General features: G+C 65.7%; 19 protein-coding genes. 7 read left to right on the forward strand and 12 right to left on the reverse strand.

Annotated elements, in window-relative coordinates; genetic code table 11:
* The 3 genes from cobG to MLB1_RS18390 are packed head-to-tail and all read left to right on the forward strand — an operon-like array spanning position 1 to position 3,305.
* A complete protein-coding gene (cobG, locus tag MLB1_RS18380) occupies positions 1–1,167 on the forward strand; it encodes a precorrin-3B synthase (protein ID WP_180751303.1) in 1,167 nt (388 codons plus the stop codon).
* A 9-nt stretch (positions 1,168–1,176) separates the two neighbouring features.
* A complete protein-coding gene (locus MLB1_RS18385) occupies positions 1,177–1,803 on the forward strand; it encodes a precorrin-8X methylmutase (RefSeq protein WP_180751304.1) in 627 nt (208 codons plus the stop codon).
* An 8-nt stretch (positions 1,804–1,811) separates the two neighbouring features.
* The gene (locus MLB1_RS18390) at positions 1,812–3,305 is read left to right on the forward strand and encodes a precorrin-2 C(20)-methyltransferase (protein ID WP_180751305.1); all 1,494 of its coding nucleotides are present in this window, start codon (positions 1,812–1,814) and stop codon (positions 3,303–3,305) included.
* Here MLB1_RS18390 and MLB1_RS18395 read toward each other — a convergent pair.
* From MLB1_RS18395 to MLB1_RS18410, 4 genes are read right to left on the reverse strand one after another with little or no spacing between them, the layout of a single operon-like run.
* Positions 3,277–4,005 (reverse strand): cobalt-precorrin-6A reductase, encoded by a 729-nt coding sequence (locus MLB1_RS18395; RefSeq protein ID WP_180751578.1) that lies wholly within the window; start codon positions 4,003–4,005, stop codon positions 3,277–3,279. The two genes, MLB1_RS18390 and MLB1_RS18395, sit on opposite strands and share 29 nt — an antisense overlap.
* 9 nt (positions 4,006–4,014) lie before the next feature.
* Entirely contained in the window at positions 4,015–4,770 is a 756-nt protein-coding gene (gene cobM, locus MLB1_RS18400) for a precorrin-4 C(11)-methyltransferase (RefSeq protein WP_180751306.1), read from the reverse strand.
* Positions 4,767–6,059, reverse strand: a complete 1,293-nt coding sequence (cbiE, locus tag MLB1_RS18405) for a precorrin-6y C5,15-methyltransferase (decarboxylating) subunit CbiE (protein ID WP_180751580.1) — start codon at positions 6,057–6,059, stop codon at positions 4,767–4,769. The genes cobM and cbiE overlap by 4 nt, the downstream gene beginning before the upstream one ends.
* Complete coding sequence (locus tag MLB1_RS18410) at positions 6,056–6,814, reverse strand: SDR family NAD(P)-dependent oxidoreductase (RefSeq protein WP_371750651.1); 759 nt, start codon at positions 6,812–6,814, stop codon at positions 6,056–6,058. Before MLB1_RS18410 ends, cbiE begins: the two co-directional genes overlap by 4 nt.
* Positions 6,815–6,849: 35 nt before the next feature.
* Here MLB1_RS18410 and MLB1_RS18415 point away from each other — a divergent pair, with 35 nt between their 5' ends.
* Positions 6,850–7,275 (forward strand): F420-dependent biliverdin reductase, encoded by a 426-nt coding sequence (locus tag MLB1_RS18415; RefSeq protein ID WP_180751307.1) that lies wholly within the window; start codon positions 6,850–6,852, stop codon positions 7,273–7,275.
* Here MLB1_RS18415 and MLB1_RS18420 read toward each other — a convergent pair.
* On the reverse strand, positions 7,272–8,411 hold the full coding sequence (locus MLB1_RS18420; protein WP_180751308.1) for a Xaa-Pro peptidase family protein: 1,140 nt from the start codon (positions 8,409–8,411) through the stop codon (positions 7,272–7,274). The genes MLB1_RS18415 and MLB1_RS18420 overlap by 4 nt on opposite strands.
* 50 nt (positions 8,412–8,461) lie before the next feature.
* Here MLB1_RS18420 and MLB1_RS18425 point away from each other — a divergent pair, with 50 nt between their 5' ends.
* Positions 8,462–9,397 (forward strand): 5'-3' exonuclease, encoded by a 936-nt coding sequence (locus tag MLB1_RS18425; RefSeq protein ID WP_180751581.1) that lies wholly within the window; start codon positions 8,462–8,464, stop codon positions 9,395–9,397.
* Positions 9,398–9,456: 59 nt separating this feature from the next.
* Here MLB1_RS18425 and MLB1_RS18430 read toward each other — a convergent pair whose 3' ends face one another.
* From MLB1_RS18430 to pafA, 7 genes are all read right to left on the reverse strand, one after another.
* On the reverse strand, positions 9,457–10,179 hold the full coding sequence (locus MLB1_RS18430; RefSeq protein WP_180751309.1) for a DUF4333 domain-containing protein: 723 nt from the start codon (positions 10,177–10,179) through the stop codon (positions 9,457–9,459).
* A gap of 79 nt (positions 10,180–10,258) precedes the next feature.
* Positions 10,259–13,027, reverse strand: coding sequence for an RNA helicase (locus MLB1_RS18435; protein ID WP_180751310.1), 2,769 nt, complete (start codon positions 13,025–13,027; stop codon positions 10,259–10,261).
* A complete protein-coding gene (gene tatC, locus MLB1_RS18440; protein ID WP_180751311.1) occupies positions 13,024–13,956 on the reverse strand; it encodes a twin-arginine translocase subunit TatC in 933 nt (310 codons plus the stop codon). Before tatC ends, MLB1_RS18435 begins: the two co-directional genes overlap by 4 nt.
* Before the next feature lie 45 nt (positions 13,957–14,001).
* Positions 14,002–14,262: a Sec-independent protein translocase subunit TatA gene (gene tatA, locus MLB1_RS18445; protein ID WP_180751582.1), complete on the reverse strand. Its 261-nt coding sequence runs from the start codon at positions 14,260–14,262 to the stop codon at positions 14,002–14,004.
* Between the two features lie 57 nt (positions 14,263–14,319).
* Complete coding sequence (locus MLB1_RS18450) at positions 14,320–15,300, reverse strand: YafY family protein (protein WP_180751312.1); 981 nt, start codon at positions 15,298–15,300, stop codon at positions 14,320–14,322.
* Entirely contained in the window at positions 15,297–16,322 is a 1,026-nt protein-coding gene (locus MLB1_RS18455; protein ID WP_180751313.1) for a YafY family protein, read from the reverse strand. The genes MLB1_RS18450 and MLB1_RS18455 overlap by 4 nt, the downstream gene beginning before the upstream one ends.
* Positions 16,323–16,484: 162 nt before the next feature.
* Positions 16,485–17,843 (reverse strand): Pup--protein ligase, encoded by a 1,359-nt coding sequence (pafA, locus tag MLB1_RS18460; RefSeq protein WP_180751314.1) that lies wholly within the window; start codon positions 17,841–17,843, stop codon positions 16,485–16,487.
* 164 nt (positions 17,844–18,007) lie between these two features.
* Between pafA and MLB1_RS18465 the strand changes: the two genes are divergently transcribed.
* Entirely contained in the window at positions 18,008–19,252 is a 1,245-nt protein-coding gene (locus MLB1_RS18465; RefSeq protein WP_180751315.1) for a glycosyltransferase, read from the forward strand.
* 74 nt (positions 19,253–19,326) lie between these two features.
* Positions 19,327–20,802 (forward strand): amidase, encoded by a 1,476-nt coding sequence (locus MLB1_RS18470; protein WP_180751316.1) that lies wholly within the window; start codon positions 19,327–19,329, stop codon positions 20,800–20,802.
* Positions 20,803–20,934 lie beyond the last annotated feature (132 nt).

Raw genomic sequence — 20,934 nt, forward strand, 5'->3', positions numbered from 1 at the left:
GTGACCCACTCCAGCCCGGATGACGCGTGCCCCGGTGCGCTGCGTCTGCATGAGGCGGCTGATGGGCCGTTGGCACGGATACGGCTGCCCGGGGGAATGCTGACATCGGGGCAGCTGGGAGCGTTGGCCGAGGCCGCCGGGGACTTCGGTGCGCCGGTCTTGGAGCTGACCTCGCGCGGCAATCTCCAGATTCGGGCGATTCGCGATGCCGAGGCCGTGACCGGCCTGCTGGCAGCGGCTGGGCTGCTGCCGTCTCCGAGCCACGAACGGGCACGCAACATCGTGGCCTCACCGCTGTCGGGCCGCGTCGGCGACTTCCCCGACATTCGGCCCCTGGTTCCAGCGCTCGACTGCGGGCTCATCGCATCCCCCATCCTCACCGAGCTGCCGGGCCGGTTCCTGTTCAGCCTCGACGACGGTCGCGGCGACCTGGCGGCCATGGGTGCCGATATCGGATTGCGGCATGAGCCCGGAGGGTGGCGGCTGTTCCTCGCCGGGCGCCCCGCCTCCGAATGCCGCGACGCCCCCGAAGCCGCCGTCGAACACATGCTCGCGATCGCCGAGACCTTCGTACGAATTCGGGGAAACGCATGGCGTGTCACGGAACTACCGAACGGTGCGGAAACACTCGCCGATGCGATCGGCGTATCTCTGTTGGAAGGCCCACCCGATACGGCATCCGCACCGCACGCACCCGTGGGATGGATCGAACAGCATCCCGAAAATGGCGGCGTTGGCGACGACGGCTTGGTGACGCTTGGTGCCGCGGTTCCGCTGGGTCAGCTGACGGCGAGCGTGGCGGCGCTACTGGCCGCGGCCGAGAAACCCGTCGTCATTACCCCGTGGCGATCTGTGCTGCTCTGCGATCTGCCCCACGAAGACGCCGATGCGGTACTGCGGGTGCTGGCACCCATGGGCCTGGTGTTCGACGAACGGTCTCCCTGGCTGAATATCAGTTCGTGCACAGGATCGCCGGGGTGCGGTCGCTCACGAACCGACGTGCACGCCGATGTGCGTCTCGAAGTGACCGAGGAGCTGGCCAGCGGTATCCATTCACCGGTGCACCGGCATTGGGTCGGCTGCCCGCGAGCCTGCGGTAGCCCTAGTACTGGGCAGGTGCTGGTGGCGACGGAACTGGGTTATCGACCACTGGAGCGGCACCCGTAGGGTTAGCGCGTGCTGGACTACGTGCGGGACGGAGCCGAGATCTATCGGCTGTCGTTCGCGACCATCAGGGCCGAGGCCGACCTGTCGGCGTTCCCGGATGATGTCGCGCGCGTGGTGGTCCGTCTCATCCACACCTGCGGGCAGGTGGATCTGCCGAGCGAGATCGCCTTCACCCCCGACGTCGTGACGCGCACCCGGGCAGCCCTGGATGCCGGTGCCCCCATCCTGTGCGATTCATCGATGGTCGCGGCCGGTATCACTCGCTCGCGCCTTCCCGCCGCCAATGAGGTGGTGTCGTTGGTCGCCGACCCCCGTGCCGCAGACCTGGCTCAGCGCACCGGCACCACTAGATCTTCTGCTGCCGTGGACCTTTGGGCTGATCGACTGCCCGGTTCGATCGCCGCGATCGGCAATGCCCCCACCGCCCTGTTCCGAATCCTCGAACTCCTCGACGAAGGGCTGGCTCCCCCGGTGGCCATCCTCGGCGGGCCAGTCGGTTTCGTCGGCTCGGCGCAGTCCAAACAAGAGCTGATCGACCGGCCGCGCGGCGTGGACTACCTGTTGGTGCGGGGTCGCCGGGGCGGCAGCGCGATGGCCGCCGCCGCGGTGAATGCGATTGCGAGCGACCAGGAATGACTCATGACATGACCGATCCCGACGACCCCCGCGGCACCCTCTGGGGTGTCGGCCTGGGCCCCGGCGATCCCGAGCTGGTGACCGTGAAGGCCGCCCGAATCATCGGCGAGGCCGACGTGGTGGCGTTCCACAGCGCGCGACACGGCCGCAGCATCGCCCGTTCGATCGCCGAACCGTATCTGCGGCCTGGACAGATCGAGGAACACCTCGTCTATCCGGTCACCACCGAGACCACCGACCACCCGGGCGGATACCGCGGTGCGATAGACGATTTCTACGAAGAGTCCGCGAATCGGATTGCCGCCCATTTGGATTCCGGCCGGAACGTGGCGTTGCTCGCCGAGGGCGACCCGCTGTTCTACAGCTCGTACATGCACATGCACCGGCGCCTGACCGACAGGTTCCATGCGGTGATTATTCCCGGGGTGACGTCGGTGAGCGCCGCATCGGCAGCGACGGGGACACCGCTCGTCGAGGGCGACGAGATTCTCACCGTCATCCCCGGCACGCTGCCTGCCGACGAAATCGTCCGCAGGCTACGCGATTCCGAAGCTGCGGTGATCATGAAGCTGGGGCGCTCCTACGGCGCCGTGCAGCAGGCGTTGGATACGGCAGGCGTGCTGGACCGCGCGTATTACGTGGAGCGGGCCAGCACCGCACGACAGCGGGTACTACCGGCGGCCGAGGTCGACCCGTCCTCGGTGCCGTACTTCTCGCTGGTCCTGGTTCCTGGAGCGCAAACCACCACCGACACCGAGCTCGACGGGATGGTGACGGTGGTCGGCCTGGGACCGGGCCATCATGATTGGACCACCACCGAGGTGCGCCGGGAACTGGCGCGTGCCACCGATCTCATCGGCTATGGCCCGTACCTAGATCGGATCCCGGCCCGCGACGGCCAAATTCGTCACGCCAGCGACAACCGCGACGAACCGGCGCGGGCCGAATTGGCGTTCACACTCGCGGCGGGCGGCCGACGGGTGGCAGTCGTGTCCTCCGGAGACCCCGGCGTGTTCGCGATGGCTGCGGCGGTGTTGGAAGAGGCCCGGGCGTGGCCGGATGTCAGGGTGCGGGTACTTCCGGCGATGACAGCGGCACAGGCGGTGGCCAGCCGAGTCGGGGCACCCCTCGGACATGACTATGCCGTGATCTCACTGTCCGATCGTCTCAAGCCGTGGGAGATCATCGAGTCCCGGTTGCGTGCCGCGGCCGCAGCCGATCTCGTGCTGGCCGTGTACAACCCGGCCTCAAAGTCACGGACGTGGCAGGTTGCATCCATGCGTGATGTGCTGCTCGAACACCGCGACCCGGCGACCCCGGTGGTACTGGGACGTGATGTCGGTGGCGCAGGAGAATCCGTGCGAGTGACCACGCTCGGTGAGCTCGACCCGTCGGTGGTGGACATGCGCACCCTGCTGATCGTCGGTTCGTCGCAAACCCAGTGGCAAGAAACCGATTCCGGGCCGCTGGTGTTCACACCGCGTCGGTATCCCGCTCAATAACCCACCGCTGCGCCTCGCCCACGGTGGACACTGCGCTAACGTTCTCCGGCAGGGGCGGCCTGTCGATCATCACGACTGGAATGTTCAGCGCCGCAGCGGCTTCCAGCTTGGCCGAGGTCATCGTTCCCCCGCTGTTCTTGGTGACCAGCACCTCGACCGCGTACTGGCGCATGAGCTCCGTCTCCTCGGCAAGCGTGTAGGGCCCGCGCGATAAGAGCAGATGGTGCCGCTCAGGTAGCTCATCGGCGGGCACTGCCTCCACCACCCTGATCAGAAACCAGGCATCGGAGAACAAGAATGCCCCGATACTGGACCGCCCGGAGGTCACGAAGACTCGCGAAAAGCCCTGCGCCGCCACCACATCCTTGGCCTCCACCGCCGAGGACACGATGGTGGCATCCCCTGCCGGCCAGGGCGGACGACGCAGGATCACGTGCGGAATGCCCAATCGGCCGCATGCCGCAGCCGCATTCTCGGTGATGGTCGCGGCGAACGGGTGAGTCGCATCGACTACCGCATCAATAGCGTTGTCCAGCAACCACTCCCGTAGCCCGGCCTCGCCACCGAAACCTCCGATACGCAGCGCGCCCGCCGGTACCGCCGGATTGCGTACCCGGCCCGCCAGTGAGGTGGTGACATCGAACCGGGGCACCAGTCGCTCGGCCAGCTCACGGGCCTCGGCCGAACCTCCGAGGATCAAGATTTTCATCTAATGCGTCGCCCCTCTCCGGCGTCCGGCCGAATACAGGTAACTATCGGAAAACCCCTCTGCCGCAAGCGCCTTCCCGACAAAGATCACCGCCGTCTTGGTGACGCCCGACTCCTTCATCTGATCCGCGATATCGGCGAGGGTGCCCCGCAGGATGATTTCGGATGGCCAACTGGCATAGGCGACCACCGCGGCCGGCGTATCCGACGGGTATCCCCCCGCGACGAGATCGGCCACGACTGAATCGATCTGAGCCGCAGCCAGATGCAAGGCCAGCGTCGCCCCCGGCGCGGACAGGGCTCGCAGATCCTCGCCCGCGGGCATCGACGTGGACAGAGTCGACACCCGGGTAATCGTCACGGTCTGTGCGACGCCGGGAACGGTGAGCTCCGCACCCAAGGCCGCAGCCGCGGCGGCGAAGGCGGGGACGCCCGGCACGATCTCATAGCCGATGCCCAGGGCATCGAGTCGACGACGCTGCTCGGCGACGGCGCTATACAGCGAGGGATCGCCTGAGTGCAGCCGGGCGACATCCAATCCCTGTGCGTCGGCAGCGGATAACTCCTCGATGATGGCGTCTAAGGTCAGTGGCCCGGTGTCGATGATCCGGGCGCCCGGCGGGCATCCCGCGAGCACGTCCCGCGGCATGATCGACCCCGCGTAGAGGCATACCGGGCATCGTTCGAGGATGCGTTGCCCGCGTACCGTGATGAGATCGGCGGCACCCGGTCCGGCGCCGATGAAGTAAACGGTCATGGATGACCCGCGTGCGGGATGCCATCGATTGTCGGCTTTTCCGCGCTCCACTGGGTGACGGGCAGCCGGGATCTCCAGCTGGTGAAGGCCCCGAGCGGGGCGGCCTCCTCGACGCGATACCTGCGCAGCTCTCCGCCATGGCGGGAATACCATTGCAACAAAAGCGCTTCGGATTCTGCGGTCACCGCGTTGACGACGATCCGCCCCCCGCCCGGTAGCCACTCCCAGCACGCCTCGAGCAGTCCGGGCCTTGTCACGCCGCCGCCGACGAATATCACGTCCGGAGCGGTGGCCCTCTCGAAGTCCTCTGGCGCCGAGGCGAAAGCCTCGATATCGACACCGAATTTCCTCGCGTTGGCTGCGATGGCCGCCCGTCGGGAGGGTTTGACCTCGAAGGTCGAGGCGCTGCAGCCGGCACCGCTGCGCGCCCATTCGACCGCGATGGTGCCGGATCCGGCACCCACATCCCAGAGCCGCTGACCCGGCCGCGGTGCCAGCGACGCCAACGTGACCGCCCGGATTTCGCGTTTGGTGATCTGCCCGTCGTGATCGAAGACGTCATCGGGCAGCCCGGCGACCAACGGTAGGACGGTGCCATCCCCTGCCGGAACGTATTCGACGGCAATGATGTTCAACGCATCACCCGGTGCGGCGTGCCAGTCGCGGGCAATCCCCTCCACATGATTCTCGGCCGCACCGCCCAGTTGCTCCCACACCGTCAACCGCGAAGCCCCCAGTTCGGCGTCGGTCAAGATCCGCGCCAGTTCCGCCGGGGTATCGGCGTTGCGGCTGAGCACCACCGCCCGCCCGCCGTGCCGTAGCGCCGTGACGGCCGGCGCGTTGACCAGGCTGACGACTTCGACATCGTTGACTGCCCAACCCATTCGAGCGCAGGCCAGCGACACACTCGATACGTGGGGCAGCACGTGAACCCGCCTCGCACCGAACAGGCGGGTCAACGTGGTGCCAACGCCGTGCAACATGGGATCGCCGCTCGCGAGGACGTGGACGTCACCGAGACCGTCGAACATGGTGGGCAGGGCGGGCAGCAGCGGTGATGGCCACCCGCGACACTCGGCCGTCAGGGATTCTTCCGCGAGCAGTTCCAACTGCCGCAATGAACCGAAAATAACTGATGCACGCTGCAATTCACGGCGGGAGCGCAATGACAGCCCGTCCACCCCGTCGGCACCGATTCCGACCACCGTGATCCGCTCACCCACCGGTGCTTGATGCTCTTCACCCGAGAGGTTCATCGGCGCTTGATGCTCTTCGCCCAAGCGGCTCATCGCGGCATCCTGCGCCATACCAACGACGGTACCCACCGCATGACGAATGCGAACGACCCCAGCGCCCGCGGAATCCAGACAGTGCGCTTCCCGTTGTGCAGCGCCCGCACGGTCGCCTCCGCCACCTGGGCTGGCGTGCTCGACAACGGGGCCGGCGACATCCCCTCTGTCATCCGGCCGATCACGAAGCCAGGGCGAGCAATCAACAGGTGCACACCGGAACCATCCAGTGCGTCGGCGAGCCCGCTTGCGAAACCGTCCAGCCCGGCCTTGGCCGACCCGTACACATAGTTGGCGCGCCGCACCCGCCACCCGGCGATCGACGAGAACACCACCACAGCGCCTCGACCGGCGCCGCGCATCCGGACGGCCAGATCGGTCAGCAACGCGACCTGCGCCACGTAGTCGGTATGCACGATCGCCGCCGCGTACCCGGCATCGGTCTCCGCCCGGGACTGATCGCCCAGCAGTCCGAACGCGAGCACCGCCACATCGATGGTTCCGTGTCGCTCGATGATCGAGGCCAGCACCGATTCATGGGTGTCGACCCGGTCGGCGTCAAACTCGATGCAGTCCACCGCGACGGCCCCGGCCTCGCGAACGCGTAGTTCCTCGTCGCGCAGGTCATCTGCTCGCCGCGCCGCCAGGACCACGGTGTTCCCCGGCGCGAGGCGAGTCGCCACCTCAACGCCGATTTCGCTGCGGCCGCCGAAAATCACTACAAGCTGGCCGGGGTGTCGCACCGTGTCGGTCACGTCAGCGATTATGTCCTGCGCTAGCGTAAGAGTTGATGTCGAACACCCCTACGACCCGACTTACCGATGATGCGCTGGCGTTTCTCTCCGAGCGCCATCTGGCCATGCTGACCACCCTGCGGCAGGACAACAGCCCGCATGTGGTGGCCGTCGGTTTCACCTTTGACCCCGCAACCCATATCGCGCGGGTCATCACCACCGGCGGCTCGCAGAAGGCCGTCAACGCCGAACGCGGTGCCGTCGCGGTGCTGAGCCAGGTCGACGGTGCCCGCTGGCTCTCCCTGGAGGGCGCGGCCACCGTTGTCACCGAGAAGGACGCCGTACGTGATGCTGAGCTGCGTTACGCGCAGCGCTACCGCACCCCGCGCGTCAACCCGCAGCGTGTGGTCATCGAGGTGAAGATCGAGCGGGTGTTGGGCTCCTCGGATCTGTTGAACCGAGGAGACGCCGCGGCCGATTAGCGGCCGAACGGTACCACCGTCAGGCCGTGCGGCCGTGAATTCACGGACTCACAACCGTTTTCGGTGATGACGACGATGTCTTCGATCCGCGCGCCCCACTGCCCCGGGAAGTAGACGCCCGGCTCGATGCTGAACGCCATACCCGGCTCCAGGATCACGTCATTGCCCTCCACGATGTAGGGCTCTTCGTGCACCGACAAACCGATTCCGTGTCCGGTGCGATGCACGAACGCCTCCCCCATCCCCGCCTCGGTGAGGATCCGGCGCGCGGCGGCATCGACGGACTGGGCGGTCACCCCGGGGCGAGCAGCCTGGACGGCCGCCTGCTGTGCATGCTCAAGAATCGAAATCCGCTGAGCCACATCGGGGTCGGGATCACCGATGCTGTACGTACGAGTGCAGTCGGAATTGTAGCCCGGCTCGTAGCTTCCGCCGATGTCCACCACCACAATGTCCCCGAGCTGTAACTCACGGTCGGAGCACTCGTGGTGCGGATCGGCACCGTGCGGACCGGAACCGACGATGATGAAGGCGACCTCCGAATGCCCCTCGGCCACAATCGCTTCAGCGATATCTGCGGCCACCTCCGCCTCCGTGCGTCCCGGCACCAGAAGCTCGGGCACCAGCGCGTGCACCCGATCGATGGCGGCACCGGCCTTACGGAGCGCATCGATCTCGGAGGCGTCCTTGACCATCCGCAATCGACGCAACACCCCGGTGGCCAGTACCGGCACAGTCCCGATCAGGTCGGTCAATGGGAGCAGATGAAGCGCGGACATCGACTCGGTGACCGCGACTCTGCTCGACTCCCTGTCCGAAGCCCCCAGCGCCGCGCAAACCAGCTCGTAGGGGTTATCGCCGTCAACCCAGTCGCTGATCGGGATGTCGAGGTCGCCGATCGCCGAATCCTTCAGCGCCGCAAGCTCCATCCGGGGGGCGACCACGGTGGGCGTACCCGATGCCGGCACCACCAATGCGGTGAGCCGCTCGAATGTCTGCGCGCGCGACCCGGTGAGGTACCTCAGGTCGTATCCAGGCGTGATAACCAACCCCGTCACTCCGGCGGTCGCGGCCTCCTGGGCGGCACGCTGCAGGCGGTTGGCGTACACATCGGATTCGAAACGCTGGACTGCCATGCGGTCCAGGTTATCTTGGGGCCGTGTCTGAAGATCTCACACGGCCCGTCCTGCTCCTCGATGGCGCCTCCCTCTGGTTCCGCTCGTATTTCGGGGTTCCGGATTCGATCAAGTCCCCCGACGGCAGACCTGTTAACGCCGTGCGCGGGTTCCTCGACACGGTGTCGCAGCTCATCACCCTGCATCACCCGCATCGGCTGGTGGTGTGCCTGGACCTGGACTGGCGTCCGGCCTGGCGGGTAGCCGCGATTCCCTCGTACAAGGCGCACCGCGTGGTTGAGCAAAACTCCGCCGCCGTCGATGTCGAAGAGGTACCCGACGAGCTGACACCCCAGGTCGACATGATTGCCGCGATGCTGGATGCATTCGGTATCGCTTCGGCCGGCGCACCCGGATTTGAGGCCGACGACGTGCTGGGCACCCTCGCGGCGACCGAACGTCGGGATCCCGTGATTGTGGTCAGCGGTGATCGCGACCTGCTCCAGGTGGTCACCGACACCCCGGTGCCCATCCGCGTCTTCTACATGGGACGTGGATTCGCCAAGGCCACGTTGTTCGGCCCAACCGAGGTGTCCGAACAGTACGGAGTGCCCGCCGACCGAGCGGGCGCGGCATACGCGGAGCTGGCCCTATTGCGCGGCGACCCATCCGACGGGCTACCCGGTGTGGCCGGCGTCGGCGAGAAAACCGCCACCAAGCTGCTTGCCGAGTACGGATCGCTGGCCGACATCCGCGCCGCGGCCGACGATCCAAAAACGGGGTTGCCCAAGGCGGTCCGCGCCAAGCTGCTGGCGGCGACCGACTACATCGCGGCCGCCGAACCGGTGGTGCGCGTGGCGGTGGATGCGCCGGTGACGATCGACCGGGACAGCGACGCGTTACCGCTGACGGCGCGCGATCCGCAACGAGTCGCTGAGCTAGGCGCCGAATTGGGCATCGGGTCGGCGATCAAACGCCTGCAGAAAGCGCTGGACGGACTCCCCTAAAAGAAAAACGCCGAGTGCATACCTTCCCGGTGTGCACTCGGCGTTTCAGAGAAAGCCGGTTACTTGGGTCGGCCTACCTCGTAGGTGCCCTTGTCGTTCTGGAACGTCACGGTGACCTGGCGCTTGGTGCCGTCGATGCTGACATCGCAGCTGAAGGTGGCGCCCTTCTTCACCTCGGGGTTGTTCCCGTCGTTGCACTTGACGTCCTTGACGTTCTTGGCGCCGTACCCGTTGGTCTCGTCGGTGAGAACCTTGGTCACACCTTCCTGGGCTTTGTTGACGTCCAGGGTGGTGGTCATGGCCCATCCGGGGGCCAGGAAAGCGGTGATCAGCACCACGATCAGGATCACGGCGGCGGCGACGATGCCGCCGATGATCGCAATGGTCTTGGTGGAACGCTGTGGCTTACCGGCACCGAACTGCGGGAACGGCTGGCCTTGCTGCGGCTGCTGTCCATACTGGGCTGGGTATCCGGGCTGCTGGCCGTACTGTCCCTGCTGGCCGTAAGCACCGGGCTGCCCGAACTGGCTCGGATCGCCGAATCCCTGCTGGGCTGGCTGCTGCTGGCCGAACTGGCTCGGATCCCCAAAGCCACCAGCCGGGAAACCCGGCTGCTGGTACTGCGGATACTGCTGTCCCTGACCGTAGGCCGGCTGCTGTGGCCAGCCCTGCTCACCCTGCTGCGCGGGATCTGAGGATTGCGGTGTCTGCCACGGCTCTTGGCCTTGCCCAGGCTGCGGCGCCCACTGTCCGCCAGGTTCCGTTCCCTGTGGACCGCTCATCGTTCCTCCCGTGTCGCGACATTGTTTCTTACCGGTGTGTACGAGCGTGCTGACGCTCCACCTTAGCGTTTGCTCGACCTTATGTGCCATCAACGGCGACGACGCCACGCCGCACGTCGGTAACCGCAGCCCTCGCCGCCGAGCGAACATCGGCATCCGGGGCCGCCTTATGGATCTGGTCGAGCAGATCCACCACCTGCCGGCACCACCGCACGAAATCACCGGCGGGAAGCGGGGTGCCCGTGTCGCCGACTGCGTCCAAGGACGCCGCCAGGTCGCCAGTGGTAGCCCATCTGTATACCGCCGCGACGAAGCCCTCATCGATCTCGCGAGTCGGGGAGAGCTGGTGCTGTTGTTCGTCACGTCGCAGCCGTGCCAGGGCCCGGTGGGTCTCGGCAAGTGCCGCGCGCAGCGCGGCCGTCGGCGCATCTCCCGTCACCGACACCGCGTCACCACGCGATTCGAACAACACCGCCGATGCCACCGCGGCCAGCTCGGCGGGTTTCAGCCCCGCCCACAGCCCACGTCGCAGGCATTCGGCTACCAGCAGGTCGGTCTCGCTGTAGATGCGAGCCAGCAGCATGCCGTCCTTGGTGACTTTCATGTCGAGCTCGGGACTGCTCTCGATGTATCCGCGTTCGGTGAGCAGCGCCAGAATCCGATCGAAGGTGCGCGCGAGTGAATTGGTCGCCGCCGAAACCTTCTTCTGCAGTTGTGCGTTATCGCGTTCGATGCGCAGATAGCGCTCCCCCGTGCGCGCCAACTCCTCGCGTTTGGGGGCGCGATGCACCGGATTTTCCCGGATTTCGCGGCGTAACCGCTCGACTTCGGCTCCCAGATCCGAGCCGTCGGCGTCTGCATCGTCCTTGCGCCGCGCGCCGGGTTGCGGTCTGCGGACCCGGCCCTCGTCGATGGCCGAGCGCAACGCCGACGCCACGTCACGTCGCACCCGGGGCTGACGATGCTCGACGCGCTTGGGTAGCACGATAGATCCGAGCGGTTCGGCACCTCCCGAGTAATCTGCCGATGAAATCCTTCCGGCCCAACGATTTTCGGTCAAGACCAGCGGACGAGGGTCATCGCCGTCAGCGGCGGGCTCCAGCACCACCGCCACACCGTTGCGCCGACCGTGCGGGATCGCGATGACATCACCCCGTTTGAGCGCGGCCAAGGCATCGTTGGCGGCACCACGGCGTTCGAGCCGCGAAGCGCGTGCGGCGGCTCGCTCGTGTTCGGTGAGGCTGGCGCGCAACCGAACGTACTGCAGTACAGAACTGTCTTGCCCGCCAAGCTCATTGGCGATCTCGTCGAGCATTTTCTGACCGCGTTCGATTCCGCGCACCAATCCCACCACGGAACGGTCGGCCTGGTACTGAGCGAAGGATCTCTCCAGCAGTTCACGTGCCGGCTCCGGGCCCATGCGGTGCACCAGATTGATCGTCATGTTGTACGACGGAGCAAAGGAACTACGCAGCGGGAAGGTGCGCGTGGACGCCAGGCCTGCGATCTCGCTGGGCTCCACATCGGGTGTCCACAACACGACGGCATGTCCCTCGACGTCGATTCCGCGCCGCCCCGCTCGTCCCGTCAACTGGGTGTACTCCCCCGGGGTCAACGGGGCATGCTGCTCTCCGTTGAACTTCACCAACCGCTCCAGCACCACCGTGCGCGCCGGCATGTTGATCCCCAATGCCAGTGTCTCGGTAGCGAATACCGCCCTCACCAGCCCCTTGGTGAACAGCTCCTCGACGGTCTGCCGGAACACCGGCAGCATGCCCGCGTGGTGGGCGGCGATACCGCGCAGCAGCCCGTCACGCCACTGCCAGTACCCGAGCACATCCAGGTCGCCCTCGGGCAGTCCTTCGGTGCGGCGGTCGATGACGGCGACGATCTCCCGCCGTTCTTCCTCCGTGGTGAGCCGTAGCCGGGACCGAAGGCATTGCGCAACAGCACCATCGCATCCGGCACGCGAGAAGATGAACGTGATCGCCGGAAGCAGGCCGTCTTCGTCGAGCCGGGCGATTACCTCGGGGCGCGATGGCGGACGGTAAAGGGTGGGCTGAGATCCAGATGAACGGTGCTGCGGGCCGTGACGGCGTGGGCGGTCAAAGTCGGCGAAGCGATCGGCCTGGCGGCGCTGAGTGATGTACCGGGTGAGCTCGGGGTCGACATCAGAACCTGATGCTCTTCGCCCAAGGGGCTCATTGCCATAATCGAAGAGGTCGAAGAGACGCCGTCCCACAATGACGTGCTGCCATAAGGGGACCGGCCTGGTTTCGTCGACGACGACCGTGGTATCGCCGCGGACGGTTTTGATCCAGCCGCCGAACTCCTCGGCATTACTCACCGTGGCCGACAAGCTGGCCAGCGCGACGTCCTCGGGCAGGTGCAGAATCACCTCTTCCCACACCGCACCGCGGAACCGGTCCGCCAGGAAGTGCACCTCATCCATCACGACGTACGAAAGACCATGCAGCGCCGGCGAATCCGAATACAACATGTTCCGGAGTACCTCGGTGGTCATCACCACCACCGGAGCATCGGAGTTGATCGACGAGTCGCCGGTAAGTAGACCGACCTTCTCTGGCCCGTACACCGACACCAGGTCGTTGTACTTCTGGTTGCTCAGCGCCTTGATGGGGGTTGTGTAGAAACATTTGCGCCCGGCCGCCAGCGCCAGGTGCACCGCGAATTCTCCGACGATGGTCTTACCCGCACCGGTAGGCGCGCACACCAGCACACCGTGCCCGCTTTCCAACGCGGTGCACGCGCGCACCTGGAAGGGATCGAGGGCAAAGCTCAGCCGTTGGGAAAACTCCGCGAGCGCGTCAGTTCCGATGCCGGTCACTTGCCCATGTTGTCAAACCGCTCGGGACGTCCGATCGGTTCGGGTGTGGCAATGGCCTCTGGAGCCTCCAGAGCGGACGCTTCGTCGTCGCGCAGCGCCTGCGCCGCCTCACGCTTGGCCTTGCGCTTGTCGTGCACGCGGGCGATCTGGATGGAGAACTCCAGCAGCAGTGTCAGCGCGAGGCCCAGAGCCGTCATCGAGAACGGATCGGCTCCCGGCGTCGCGAAGGCCGCGAACACGAAGAGGCCGAAGATGATGCCGCGGCGCCAATTCTTGAGCTTGTCGTACGACAACATCCCCACGAAATTCAGCATGATGAGCAGCAGCGGGAATTCGAAGCTGACACCGAAGACCAACAGCAGGTTGATCAGGAAGCTGAAGTACTCGTCACCCTTGAGGCCGGTGACCTGAACGTCGCTACCGACGGTCAAGAGGAAGTGCAGGGCCTTGGCCAGCACCAGGTAGGCCAAGAACGCGCCGGTGACGAACAGCACTGCGGCGGCGGTCACGAAGATGACGCCGAACTTGCGCTCGTTGCGGTACAGGCCCGGAGTGATGAAACGCCAGATTTGGTACAACCACACCGGGCAGGCCAGCACCACACCGGCCGTCAGCCCCACCTTGAGACGCAGCATGAACTGCTCGAAGGGGGCGGTGGCCAAGAGGCGGCAGGCGCCGTCGACGCTGAGATTGGCCCGCGCGCTCGCAGGCAGCGAGCAGTACGGTTCACGCAGCCATTCGCCGAGGCTCTCCAGACCGAACATCGTGTGCTCGTACCAGACGAATCCGATGATGGTGGTCAGCAAAACCGCCGCCACCGAGATCAGCAGACGTGTGCGCAGCTCATGCAGATGCTCGACGAGCGACATGGTGCCGTCGGGATTCTTCGGTTGTCGGCTCAGCCGGAGAGCGCCCAGGACCTTGTTCATGAACCCATGACTTATCCGGCCGACCTAACCCGCGGCGAAACGCGGCTAGGCAGTGGGCTTGTGACCGGGCGTCGTTTCGATGGGCGGTGCTTCCACCGATGTAGCGGGAGGCACTTGCTGCTGCTCCACGGCTTGTGGAGCACTCTCGGCGCCCTTCCCATCGTTCTGTAGTTCCTTGACTTCCGACTTGAAGATCCGCAGCGACTTACCCAGCGAACGCGCGAGGTCGGGAAGCTTCTTGGCTCCGAAGAGCAGCGCGAATACGACGATAACGATTACCCAGTGCATGGGTTGTAGACCGCCCAATGTGGTCACCTCCAGACGTCGTGTATGCCCTGAATGCTACCCCAGGGCTCGCCGCGGTCAGCTGGCCCGATACGCCGCCAGCGCCACCACAGCATCCCCTCGTACCCGCCGCGCCAACGATTCCGGCGCCAGCACCTGGATCGCCGAACCGAATCCGAGGATCAGCCGGGCCATCCAATCCTCGGAGGCATAGGTCATGGCGGCCTCCACCGATCCGTCGGCGTGCTGGGCACCGGTGGGACGCATCGGGAAGTAGTCGAAGACCCAGGATGCGCTCGGGGCGACGAGCACCGTCGCCGCAGGAAGCGAAGGATCGGCCTCGAAGAGTCCGGTGTCGGTAGCCGTCTGGACCGCCGGTGCGGGGGGCGCGGCTCGCTGGTCGAGCACCTCGGCCTGTTCGATCCTGTCGAACCGGAATAACCGCACACCCTCGGAGGCCCTGCACCACGCCTCCAGGTAACTATGGTCCCCCACGACGGCGATGCGGATGGGGTCGACAATCCTCTCCGACAACGCATCTCGCGATGCCGAGTAGTACTCGATGCGCAGCGCCTTACGATTGCGTACCGCCGAGCGCACCGCGGATACCGCTGCGGACTCGGTGGGGGCGGGTGTCTGCGCGGTCTCATCGGTGTCTAAACCTCCGCGCGCGAGCGGCTCATCGCCGGCGCCGGCGGCGTCCTCGATCTTGGCGATCGCACTGCGTGCGGCCTCCGGATCGACAGTGCCCGGCATATCGATCAGCGCGCGCAGCGCGACGAGCAGCGCCGTCGCCTCGGGCGAGGTGAGACGCAGCGGGCGGTCGATACCTGCCGAGAAGGTGACCTCGATGCTCTCCTCCGAGAAGGACAGGTCAATCAGGTCACCGGGCCCGTAACCGGGCAGACCACACATCCACAACTGATTCAGATCCGCCATCAGCTGTTTGGTGGTGACGCCCAGGTCGACGGCGGCGTCGGCGGCGCTGATACCCGGATTGGCCTGGAAGTACGGGACCATATTCAGTAATCGCGTCAAACGGTTGGACAGCTCGGTCATGCCGAAACCCCGTTCGATCCTCTTCGCGCAAGCGGCTCATCGGCCGCATGCTCGCGGAGACGGGCCACAACTTCGTCGCGCACCGGCCCCGGCTCCAGCGCCACCGCGTCGGCCCCATGGGAGGCAATCGACCGGACCAGCCGGTCGGGCGAGGCAACCTCGATCTCGACCACATCCCCGTCGCGCTCCCCTAGCCGGTGCGGTTCCACGACGACACCCATCCGGCGTAGCTCCTGGGCGCGCCCCTCGGCGATCCACACCCGCGCGGTGATCCGCACCGGCCCGTCACCGACAGCGTTGGCGACGATCGCACGTAGATCCACACCCTCCGGACGCCGTACCGTCCCGGGTTTGTCCAGCATCGTGACGTCCTCCCCGATCCGGGAGAGTCGGAACGTGCGGGTGGCGTTCCGGTCCCGATCGTGTCCGACGAGGTACCACCGACCGCGGTCGGTGATCACACCCCACGGCTCGACGGTGCGTAAGACATACGGCTCCGCACGCGAGGGACGATGCCCGAATTGCACGGCCTGACCGGAGTCGATGGCGGACAATAGGATTCGCAGTACCGATTCCGATCCGCGGCCGCCGGGCATGGCGGCGGGTGCGGCCACTGACACGTTCTCGGCGGCAGGGTCGACGTCCACCCCCGCCGCGCGCAGCTTCATCAGCGCGCCCTGCGCGGCGGTGACCAGCTCGGGCGATTGCCACAGCTGAGTGGCGACCGCGACAGCCGCGGATTCGTCGGCGGTGAGGGTGATATCAGGCAGCTCGTAGGCATCGCGACGGATCCGGTAGCCCTCGGTGGCATCGAAGGACGACACCTTCCCCGTCTCCAGCGGGATACCCAGGTCGCGCAGTTCGTTCTTATCCCGCTCGAACATCCGGCTGAAGGCTTCATCACTCGGCGAGTCCGAGTAACCCGCCACGGACGCACGGATTCGTTCGGCGGTGACATAGGTGCGTGTAGACAGCAGGCAGATCACCAGGTTCATCAACCGCTCGACTTTGGAGATCGCCACGGCGGAAAGCTTAGAGGACTATGGCGTGTTTCCTGCCAGCACTTTAGGGGGTGTTGCGAAAGTTTGTTCGAGCCGTTTCTGCCGAGATGACATCCATGAGGCCGATATCGACGAATTCCCCAGCCACAATGTCATCTCGGCGCGGGAGCCGGAACCAACAGCTCACATGCTGGCGATGAGGCGTTCCACCCGCTCGTCGACGGACCGGAACGGGTCCTTGCACAACACGGTGCGCTGAGCCTGATCGTTGAGCTTGAGGTGCACCCAATCGACCGTGAAATCGCGTCCGGCCTCCTGGGCCGCGGTGATGAAATCGCCGCGCAACTTCGCCCGGGTGGTCTGCGGCGGCTGGTCGACCGCGGCCTTGATCTCCTCGTCGGTGGTGACGCGGGCGGCCAAACCCTTGCGCTGCAGCAGGTCGAAGACGCCACGACCGCGTTTGATGTCGTGATAGGCCAGATCCAGCTGGGCGATCTTCGGGTCGGACAGCTCCATGTTGTAGCGGTCTTCGTAGCGCTGGAACAGCTTGCGTTTGATCACCCAGTCGATCTCGGTATCGATCTTCGAAAAGTCTTGACCCTCAACGGCATCCAACGTGCGGCCCCACAACTCGACAACCTGCTCGATCTGCGCATTGGGTTCGCGGGTGTTGAGGTGCTCGACGGCGCGGGCGTAGTACTCGCGTTGGATGTCCAGCGCGCTGGCCTGGCGTCCCCCGGCAAGCCGGACGGGGCGGCGTCCGGTGAGGTCATGGCTGACCTCACGGATCGCCCGGATCGGGTTGTCCAGCGAGAAGTCGCGGAAGGCCACTCCCGACTCGATCATCTCCAGCACCAGTGCCGCGGTGCCCACCTTGAGCATGGTGGTGGTCTCGGACATATTCGAGTCGCCGACGATGACGTGCAGGCGCCGGTACTTCTCGGCATCGGCATGCGGCTCATCGCGGGTATTGATGATGGGGCGGCTGCGGGTGGTGGCCGAGGACACGCCTTCCCAAATATGTTCGGCGCGTTGCGATAAGCAGAACGTCGCCGCCTTCGGGGTTTGCAGCACTTTGCCCGCGCCGCAGATCAGCTGGCGAGTGACCAGGAACGGCAGCAACACATCGGAGATTCGGGAGAACTCCCCTGCACGCACAATGAGGTAGTTCTCGTGGCAGCCGTACGAGTTGCCTGCCGAGTCGGTGTTGTTCTTGAACAGATAGATATCGCCGCCGATGCCCTCGTCGGTCAAGCGCTGTTCGGCGTCGATGAGCAAGTCTTCCAGGACACGTTCTCCGGCGCGGTCATGGGTGACCAGCTGCACCAGGCTGTCGCATTCGGCGGTGGCGTACTCAGGATGGCTGCCCACGTCGAGGTAGAGCCGGGCGCCGTTGCGCAGGAAGACGTTGGAACTGCGGCCCCAGGACACCACGCGGCGGAATAGATAGCGGGCGACCTCATCCGGGCTTAGGCGGCGATGACCGTGAAACGTGCAGGTGACGCCAAACTCCGTTTCGATACCCATGATCCGACGTTGCACATATCGAGCCTACTGGGTGACCTCGGCCACGGCAGGGAGGCTGGCCTTTCTCACGGGCTTCTGTCTGGGTATCTCAGCAGCATGACCGGCGATCCGATACGGTTCGGGGCGGGTTGGGCCCGGTTTCCGCACGCCGTATTGGCACACAACGACAGGTTTCGACGATGCATGTAGCGCTGTTCACCGATCTTCACCCCGAGAGCCTGGGCGGGGCACAGATCTCGGTGGCGCGGCAGCGTCACGGCCTGGAACGACTCGGCCACAAGGTCACTGTGTTCACCGCCCCCTTGGCCCACACCGCCGACCCTGATCCGAACGTCGTCGAGGTCAAGCCTGTGCCGTTTGTCGCCGAGGCGATGCGCAAGTTGGGCAAGCATGACGACTTCACCTTCGTCTGGCCGGGTGCGGCGAACGCCGAACTCATCGATCGGGAGATTCGGGCCCGCCAGCCCATCGACATCATCCATAGCCAGGGCGATTTGGGTGTCTGCATCGCGGGTGTGGAGGCGGCCCACCGCCACGGCATCCCCGTCGTGCAGACCAAGCACACCCGGTACGACGTGTACTTCGAGAAGGCCAGCCCCAACCCGCTGCTATTGGCGTGGATCTTCAGCCAGATGCAGGAACGCCACCTACCCAAGGACTTCCACCTGACGACAGTTCAGGAGTCCGCGGCATCGCGGCGGGCGTGGCAGCTGATGATGGCTCAGGCGCAGGCGGTGGACCACGAGATCACCCCGACCACACATTTCGCTCAGGCCCTCACCGACCGGGGCCTGCGTCGACCGATTTCGGTCGTATCGAACGGCGTCGACGACGAGCTCGTGGATATCGCGCGCGAAGCGGCGGATGACAAGCCGACCGATGATGAGCCGCTGCGGCTGATCTGGTGCGGTCGCCTGTCCCCGGAGAAGCGGGCGCTCGAAGCGGTGAAGGCGGCAACTCAGGTCAAGAACTGCATCATGGACATCTACGGTGACGGTCACCTGGAACACGCCATTAAGAAGTATGTCGATTCGCATGGAGCCTCCAACCGGATCCGGTTGCGTGGCCGGGTCAGCCAGGACAGCTGCCTGGCGGCGATGGGGGCCAGCAGCGCCCTGTTGTTCACCTCCTACGGTTTCGATACCCAGGGCCTGGTTCTGCTGGAGGCGATTTCGATGTCCACTCCGGTCATTTTCTGCGACGGGGTCCTGGGCGAATCGGTCCCGGAAGGCGGCGGCTTGGTGACGGAGAACGAGTCCGTCGAGGCGATCGCAGCGGCCATCCGGTCGCTGGCCGATGACCGCGCCAAGCTGCGCCAGATGACCGAGGTTGTCGCCGCGCACCAGGACGAGCCGCGGCAGTCGTTGCAGACCGAGAAGATCGTCGCGATCTATAACGATGTGCTGTCGAAGGCACGCGCCTGATCAGTTGAGGCGACCGCAGTGTGGATACGAGCGTAGCCACTGGAATGTGGTCCCCGAGCGCATAATCTGGTCTCGTGGACTTCACCGAATACTCCCAATACGACGCCACCGGCCTAGCGGAGCTGGTTGCCACCAAGCAGGTCACACCCGCCGAGCTGCTTACTGCCGCCCGCGCCCGTGCCGAAGCCGTCAACGGCAAGATCAACGCCATCGTGCGCGATATCCCGGAGGCAGACCAACAGGTCGCCGGTGACCTGAGCGGACCGTTCGCGGGGGTGCCCTTCCTCATCAAGGATCTCGGCCAGGACTACAAGGGGCACCCGACGGCGGGAGGCTGCCGGGCGTTGTCCACGATCCCCGTCGCGGAGAACTCCACCGTCGTGCAGCGCTGGCTCGATGCCGGCCTCGTCATCTTCGGCAAGACCAACACCCCCGAATTCGGCTCGAAGGGCATCACCGAGCCGGATCTGTTTGGGGCGAGCCGTAATCCGTGGGATCTCAACCGCACCCCGGGTGGCTCCTCGGGCGGTTCCGCCGCTGCGGTGGCAGCGGGAATCGTGCCGGTGGCGGGCGCCAGCGACGGCGGTGGGTCGATCCGCATCCCGGCGGGATGCTGTGGGCTGGTGGGCCTCAAGCCCGGCCGCGGTCTGGTGCCGATGGGTCCGATGGCCGGCGAGCCGATGCACGGTGCGGCCACCGCGGGGACGGTGTCGCGCACAGTTCGCGACACCGCCGCAATGCTCGACGTCATTGCGGGCCCAGAGCCCACCTCGCCGTATCTGCCTGCGGTACCAGAGGATTCGTACGCATCACAGGTCGGCCGGGACCCCGGCAAGCTGCGGATCGGCGTGCGGGTCCCTACTGTCATCACCCCAAACCCCGATCCGGCCGCGGTGGCCGCTGTCGAGAACGCCGTCCGCATCCTGACTCACCTGGGTCACGAGGTAGAAGAGGTCAGCGCTCCCTATGACGACGGACAGCTCGCACGCGATTTCCTGCTGACCTGGTTCGTGCATGCCGCGTACGAGGTGGACCTCACTAAGCAAATGACCGGTGCCGGTGACGAGGGATTCGAACGTGACACCCTGCTCATCGCGGCGCTCGGCCGCACCACCAGCGGACCCGATTACGTTGCGGCCGTGGAGCGCCGGCACAACTATGTGCGAGAGCTGGCGACATTCTTCGGTGACTATGACCTGCTGCTGACGCCGACGCTGGCCAAGATCCCACCAAAGATCGGCGAATTCGATCTCCCGGCACCGCTCGCGGCGGTTTCCGATGTGCTGCTACGCACCAAGACCGCTCGCTTGCTCAAGTACGCCAACATCGTCGACAGCATGATCAACGACAACCTCGGGTGGGTTCCGTACACCCAGTTGGCGAATCTGACTGGGCGCCCGGCAATCTCGTTACCGCTCTATCAGACTCCGCAGGGGCTGCCGCTCGGCGTGCAGTTCGTCGCACCCCTCGGTGGCGAATCACAGCTCATTCGGTTGGCCGCTCAGCTCGAAGCCACCGAACCGTGGGTGAACCGGCGCCCCGCGCTGTAGGGCGGTAATGTGGACACCGGGCGTGCAGGAACGCCCGGTGTCCGCCCGAAGAGGCTCAGCCTCCCTGTCTATGCCACTGGAAGGTTCATCGACCTCTTCTCAGCCTGGTCTCGCGGACATCGGGCTTACGAG

The sequence above is a fragment of the Mycobacteroides sp. LB1 genome (genome assembly GCF_013449725.1).
Taxonomy (GTDB): Bacteria; Actinomycetota; Actinomycetes; order Mycobacteriales; family Mycobacteriaceae; genus Mycobacterium.

Bases quoted from the DNA above. Each gene is read 5' to 3' on its own strand.
- MLB1_RS18390 (WP_180751305.1), top strand. From the start codon at position 1,812: ATGACCGATCCCGACGACCCCCGCGGCACCCTCTGGGGTGTCGGCCTG.
- cobM (WP_180751306.1), bottom strand. From the start codon at position 4,770: ATGACCGTTTACTTCATCGGCGCCGGACCGGGTGCCGCCGATCTCATC.
- cbiE (WP_180751580.1), bottom strand. From the start codon at position 6,059: ATGAGCCGCTTGGGCGAAGAGCATCAAGCGCCGATGAACCTCTCGGGT.
- MLB1_RS18415 (WP_180751307.1), top strand. From the start codon at position 6,850: ATGTCGAACACCCCTACGACCCGACTTACCGATGATGCGCTGGCGTTT.
- MLB1_RS18420 (WP_180751308.1), bottom strand. From the start codon at position 8,411: ATGGCAGTCCAGCGTTTCGAATCCGATGTGTACGCCAACCGCCTGCAG.
- MLB1_RS18430 (WP_180751309.1), bottom strand. From the start codon at position 10,179: ATGAGCGGTCCACAGGGAACGGAACCTGGCGGACAGTGGGCGCCGCAG.
- tatC (WP_180751311.1), bottom strand. From the start codon at position 13,956: ATGAACAAGGTCCTGGGCGCTCTCCGGCTGAGCCGACAACCGAAGAAT.
- MLB1_RS18450 (WP_180751312.1), bottom strand. From the start codon at position 15,300: ATGACCGAGCTGTCCAACCGTTTGACGCGATTACTGAATATGGTCCCG.
- MLB1_RS18465 (WP_180751315.1), top strand. From the start codon at position 18,008: ATGCATGTAGCGCTGTTCACCGATCTTCACCCCGAGAGCCTGGGCGGG.